Here is a 5,308-nt window from a genome sequence, read left to right on the forward strand (position 1 = left end):
CGAGCGCGGCGGCGGCGCGGCCGCCCGGCGCGCGGCGCGCACGCGGACCGGCCCCGGCGATTCGCTCACCTATATCCGCCGCACGCTGCCGCCCTACCGCGTGCTCGAGGAGGAGGGGCTGGCGCTGATCGAGGCCAATGCGGAGCGCGTGCTGGAGGAGATCGGCATCGAGTTCCGCGACGACGCCGAGGCGCTGGCGCTGTGGAAGGAGGCGGGTGCCGACGTGCGCGGCGAGCGCGTGCACTTTCCGCCGGGCCTGTGCCGCGCACTTCTCAAGACCGCGCCGCGCCAGTTCACCCAGCACGCGCGCAATGCCGCGCGCTCGGTCGAGATCGGCGGCGACGCGACGGTGTTCGCGCCGGTCTACGGCCCGCCCTTCGTGCGCGACCTCGACGGCAGCCGGCGCTACGCCACGATCGAGGATTTCCGCAACTTCGTGAAGCTCGCCTACATGGCGCCGGCCATCCACCATTCCGGCGGCACGGTGTGCGAGCCGGTCGACGTGCCGGTCAACAAGCGCCACCTCGACATGCTGCACGCGCACATGCGCTATTCCGACAAGCCGTTCATGGGCTCGGTCACGGCGCCCGAGCGGGCCGAGGACACGGTGGCCATGTGCCGCATCCTGTTCGGCGAGGCGTTCGTCGACGCCAACACGGTGGTCATCAACCTGATCAACGCCAATTCGCCGATGGTCTTCGACGAGACCATGCTCGGCGCGGCCAAGGTCTATGCGCGCGCCAACCAAGCGTGCATCGTCACGCCGTTCATCCTGGCCGGCGCGATGAGCCCGGTGACGATCGCCGGCACGCTGACGCAGATCCTCGCCGAGGTGCTGGCCGGTGCCGCCTTCACCCAGCTCGTGCGGCCCGGCGCGCCGGTCGTCTTCGGCACCTTCGCCTCGTCGATCTCCATGCAGTCGGGCGCGCCGACCTTCGGCACGCCGGAACCGTCGCTGGTGTCCTGCGGCGCGGCCGAGCTCGCCCGCCGGCTCGGGCTGCCGTTCCGCACCGGCGGCTCGCTGACCGCCTCCAAGGTGGCCGACGCGCAGGCCGCCTACGAGAGCGCCAACACGCTCAACGCCACCATGCTGGCGGGCACCAACTTCGTGCTGCACGCGGCCGGCTGGCTGGAGGGCGGCCTGGTGTCGAGCTACGAGAAGTTCGTCATGGACGTCGACCAGCTCGGCATGCAGCAGCGGCTGCAGCAGGGCATCGACCTGTCGGAGAACGGCCAGGCGATGGACGCCATCCGCGAGGTCGGGCCGGGCAGCCACTATCTCGGCTGCGCCCACACCCAGGCCAACTTCCAGACCGCCTTCTACCGCTCGACGATCGCCGACAACAACTCCTACGAGCAGTGGCTGTCGGAGGGCGAGGCGACGGCCGAGCGGCGGGCCAACGCGCTCGCCAAGCGCTGGCTCGAGGCCTACGAGCCGCCGCCGCTCGATCCGGGCATCGAGGAGGGGTTGCGCGCCTTCGTCGCCCGGCGCAAGGAATCGATGCCCGACGCCTTTACCTGAAGGGGGCCCGAGGACGGCCGGGCTAAAGTGGCCGGAATCATCCATCGCGCGGTGTGGCGCTCGGCGATCCGCGGCGGGCCGGAATGAGCGCGCCGGCTGGCCTGCGGGCGGCGCTCGCCCGGCACGGCCTCGTGCCGCGCGGCGGCTTCGCCTTCGCCGCCGGCGAGCCGCGGCCGGACGGGCCGGACGGCCGGCCGGCGGCGGCGCTCGTTCTCGTCGGCCATGCCGGCGGCAGCCTGTGGCCGCACTTCGTGCGCTGGCGCGAGCGGCAGCCGGCGCTGCCCGCCGACCCGCTCGATGCCTCGTCGCGCGCCGTGCTCGCGCCGATCGCCGCGCGCTTCGGCGCCCGCGCGGTCTATCCCTTCGCGCGGCCCCATGCGCCGTTCCAGCGCTGGGCGATGCGCGCGGAGGGGCTTGCCGCCGGGCCGCTCGGCATCCTGATGCATGACGCCTACGGCCCCTGGCACGCCTATCGCGGGGCGCTGCTGTTCGCCGATGCCATGGCGATTCAAGAACCTCGCGCACCGAATCACCCGTGCGTCGCATGTGCCGGAAAACCCTGCCTTTCCGCCTGTCCGGTCGGGGCTGTCTCCAGCGAGGGCCTCGACGTCGCGGCCTGCCGGGCGCATGTTTCGAGCGCGGCCGGCGCGGCCTGCCGCACGGGCGGCTGCCTGGCGCGCAACGCCTGTCCCGTCGGCGCCCGGCACCGCTACCCGGCCGCCCAGCAGGCCTTCCACATGGCCGCCTTTCTCGACGGCTGAGCAAAAAAATCCGGGCGTGCCCCAAGGATTGCCGGATTGCCGTCGTCCAACGCACAAATGACGGCGATGACCGTGGACCATGACGAGCCGGCCGGGACGGCCGACGACGACACGCTGGTGGCGCAGGCGCGCGCCGGCGACCGCGCCGCTTTCGCGCGGCTCGTCGAGCGTCACTACGACTTCATCCACCGCGTCGCCTACCGGCTGACCGGAACGCCGGCCGAGGCCGACGACGTCGCGCAGGACGTCGCCGTGCGGCTCGGCCGCGCCATCCGCGGCTTTCGCGGCGGCAGCGCCTTCACCACCTGGCTCTACGCGCTGACGCTCAATGCGGTGCGCGACGGGGCGCGGCGGCGCGCCCGCGAGGCCGCCAAGGCCGAGGCCTGGGCCGCCCAGGCGCTGGTCGAGGGGGCGGCGGTGGCGGCCGACGATCCGGTCGAGGCGCTGTGGGAGGCGGTGCGCGCGCTGCCCGACAAGCAGCGCGACGCCATCACGCTGGTGCACGGCGAGGGCCTGAGCCACGCCGAGGCGGCGGCGGCGATGGCCTGCGCGGAGACGACGGTGTCCTGGCACGTGCACCAGGCGAAGAAGCGGCTGCGGCGCATGCTGGCGGCCGGGGAAGACTGAGCGATGGCAGAACGCGACGATCTCGACAGGCTGCGCGGCGCCACGGCGCCCGAACCCGACCCGCAGGCGCGCCGGCAGGCGCTGGCGGCGGCGCTCGCCGCCTACGACGCGGCGCCGGCCGGAGAAAATCGCCGGGCGGCCCAAGGATCGCCGGCCGGCCGGCGTCTCACCTCCCGAGCAGCCCAGCTCTGGAGAATGACGATGCACAGGAAACTGACCGCCGCGCCGGCCATCGCCGGCCTTCTCGCCCTGCCGGTCGCCGGCTATGTCGCCTGGCAGCTCGCCGAGGGCGGCCCGGTGGCGCTCGACCGCGGCGCGCCGCCGGCCGAGACCGCCGGCGGCCGGCCCGCCGAGCGGCAGCGCGAGGCGCCGGCCAAGCTCGCGCCGGCCGCACGCGAGACGGCCGAGGTCGCCGGGGCGACGGAAGCCGAAAGGGCGGTCGCAGACCGCGCCGTGGACACGCTGCTCGCCCCCCGGGACGCCGCCCCGGCGGCCGCGCCGCAGGCCTCCGGCCGTGCCCAGTCGCGGCTCCTGCGCGCGCCCGGCACGGTCGGCGCCAGCCGGCCGGTGCCGCCGCCCGCGCCATCCGACGCGGTGGCCGGACAGGAGAACCGCGAGCGCTTCGCCGGCTTCGCCGACAATCCCGTGCGCTCGGCGCTCGAGGATCCGGTGTCGACCTTCTCGATCGACGTCGACACCGCCTCCTACGCCTTCGTGCGCCGCGTGCTCAACCAGGGCGTGATGCCCGAGCGCGACCATGTGCGCGTCGAGGAGATGATCAACTACTTCTCCTACGACTGGCCGGGGCCGGCGTCGCCCGACACGCCGTTCAACGCCACGGTGACGGTGACGCCGAACCCGTGGAACGCCGACACGCGGCTGATGCATGTCGGCATCAAGGGCTACGACATCGCGCCGGCCGACAAGCCGGCGGCCAATCTGGTGTTCCTGATCGACACCTCCGGCTCGATGAACGCGACCGACAAGCTGCCGCTGCTCAAGGCTGCCTTCCGGCTGATGGTCGAGCGGCTGGCGCCGAGCGACACGGTGTCGATCGTCACCTATGCCGGCAATGCCGGCACGGTGCTCGAGCCGACGCCGGTGGCCGACAAGGCGCGCATCCTCGACGCGCTCGACCGGCTCGAGGCCGGCGGACGCACGGCCGGCGCGGCCGGCATCCGCGAGGCCTACCGGCTGGCCCGCCAGTCCTTCGTGGAGAGCGGCGTCAACCGGGTGATGCTGGCCACCGACGGCGACTTCAACATCGGCGCGGCGAGCGACGCCGAGCTCGAGCGGCTGATCGAGGCGGAGCGCGAGGCCGGCGTCTACCTGTCGGTGTTCGGCTTCGGCCGCGGCAACCTCAACGACAGCCTGATGCAGACGCTGGCGCAGAACGGCAACGGCACCGCCGCCTATATCGACACGCTGGCCGAGGCCGAGAAGGTGCTGGTCGAGGAGGCGAGCGCGACGCTGTTCCCGATCGCCGGCGACGTGAAGATCCAGGTCGAGTTCAATCCCGCGCGGATCGCCGAGTACCGGCTGATCGGCTACGAAAGCCGGGCGCTTTCGCGCGCCGACTTCAACGACGACCGGGTCGATGCCGGCGACATCGGCGCCGGCCACACGGTGACCGCGATCTACGAGATCACGCCGGCCGACAGCGCGGCCCGGCTCTACGACGACCTGCGCTACGGCGCGCCGGCCGACGCGGACCCGGCGGCCGGCGACGAGCTCGCCTTCCTGCGACTGCGCTACAAGCTGCCGGGCGAGGACGTCTCGCGGCTGATCGAGCGGCCGGTGAGCGAGGCCGACGCGGTGGCGCCATTGGCCGCGGCGTCCGACGACGTGCGCTTCTCGATCGCCGTCGCCGCATTCGGCCAGAAGCTGCGCGGCTCCGACCGCACCGCAGGTCTCGGCTACGACCGCATCCTGGAGATCGCCTCCGCCGCCCGCGGCTCCGACCCGTATGGCTACCGGGCGGAGTTCCTGTCGCTGGTGCGCCTTGCCTCGGCGCTCGAGCGCGGCGGACGGTAGAAGGCGACGGGGAGCCCGGTGCGCCGAAACGGGATCTGAAAGCGGCGCGACGGGCTCCCGGGCGTGGGGCCGGCCGGCGGAGCTGTCTCCGCCGGCCGTTCTGTTTCTTCACGCTGACGGGCCGGCAGCGCCGGAAACCGCTGTCGGGCGGCGGCGGCGCTGCGCCGCTGCGGATGGAGCCGTTCTGCTTTTCACCGAAGCGCAGATCGGCTCCAGCTTGTTGTCTTGACGACGTTTGCCGACGGCGGACCGGTTTCCGCTTCGCCTGGAACACTCTAGCCGCGGGCGCGGCGGCGCTCGCGGCGGGGCGGGGCGCTTGCCGCGCCGCTCTCGCTCGCCGCCTTGTTGCGCATCGGGCCGATGC

At 73.3% G+C, this 5,308-nt stretch carries 4 protein-coding genes; all 4 read left to right on the top strand.

Annotated elements, in window-relative coordinates:
- A partial coding sequence (locus N1F89_RS20305) for a trimethylamine methyltransferase family protein (protein WP_290086294.1) occupies positions 1–1,522 on the top strand: 1,522 nt, incomplete at its 5' end.
- A gap of 83 nt (positions 1,523–1,605) precedes the next feature.
- On the top strand, positions 1,606–2,283 hold the full coding sequence (locus tag N1F89_RS20310) for a hypothetical protein (protein ID WP_290086295.1): 678 nt from the start codon (positions 1,606–1,608) through the stop codon (positions 2,281–2,283).
- A gap of 57 nt (positions 2,284–2,340) precedes the next feature.
- Positions 2,341–2,910, top strand: a complete 570-nt coding sequence (locus N1F89_RS20315) for an RNA polymerase sigma factor (protein WP_290086296.1) — start codon at positions 2,341–2,343, stop codon at positions 2,908–2,910.
- A gap of 3 nt (positions 2,911–2,913) precedes the next feature.
- Complete coding sequence (locus tag N1F89_RS20320) at positions 2,914–4,944, top strand: VWA domain-containing protein (protein WP_290086298.1); 2,031 nt, start codon at positions 2,914–2,916, stop codon at positions 4,942–4,944.
- Positions 4,945–5,308: the final 364 nt, after the last annotated feature.

The organism is Aquibium sp. A9E412 (genome assembly GCF_030398335.1).
Classification (GTDB): Bacteria; Pseudomonadota; Alphaproteobacteria; order Rhizobiales; family Rhizobiaceae; genus A9E412.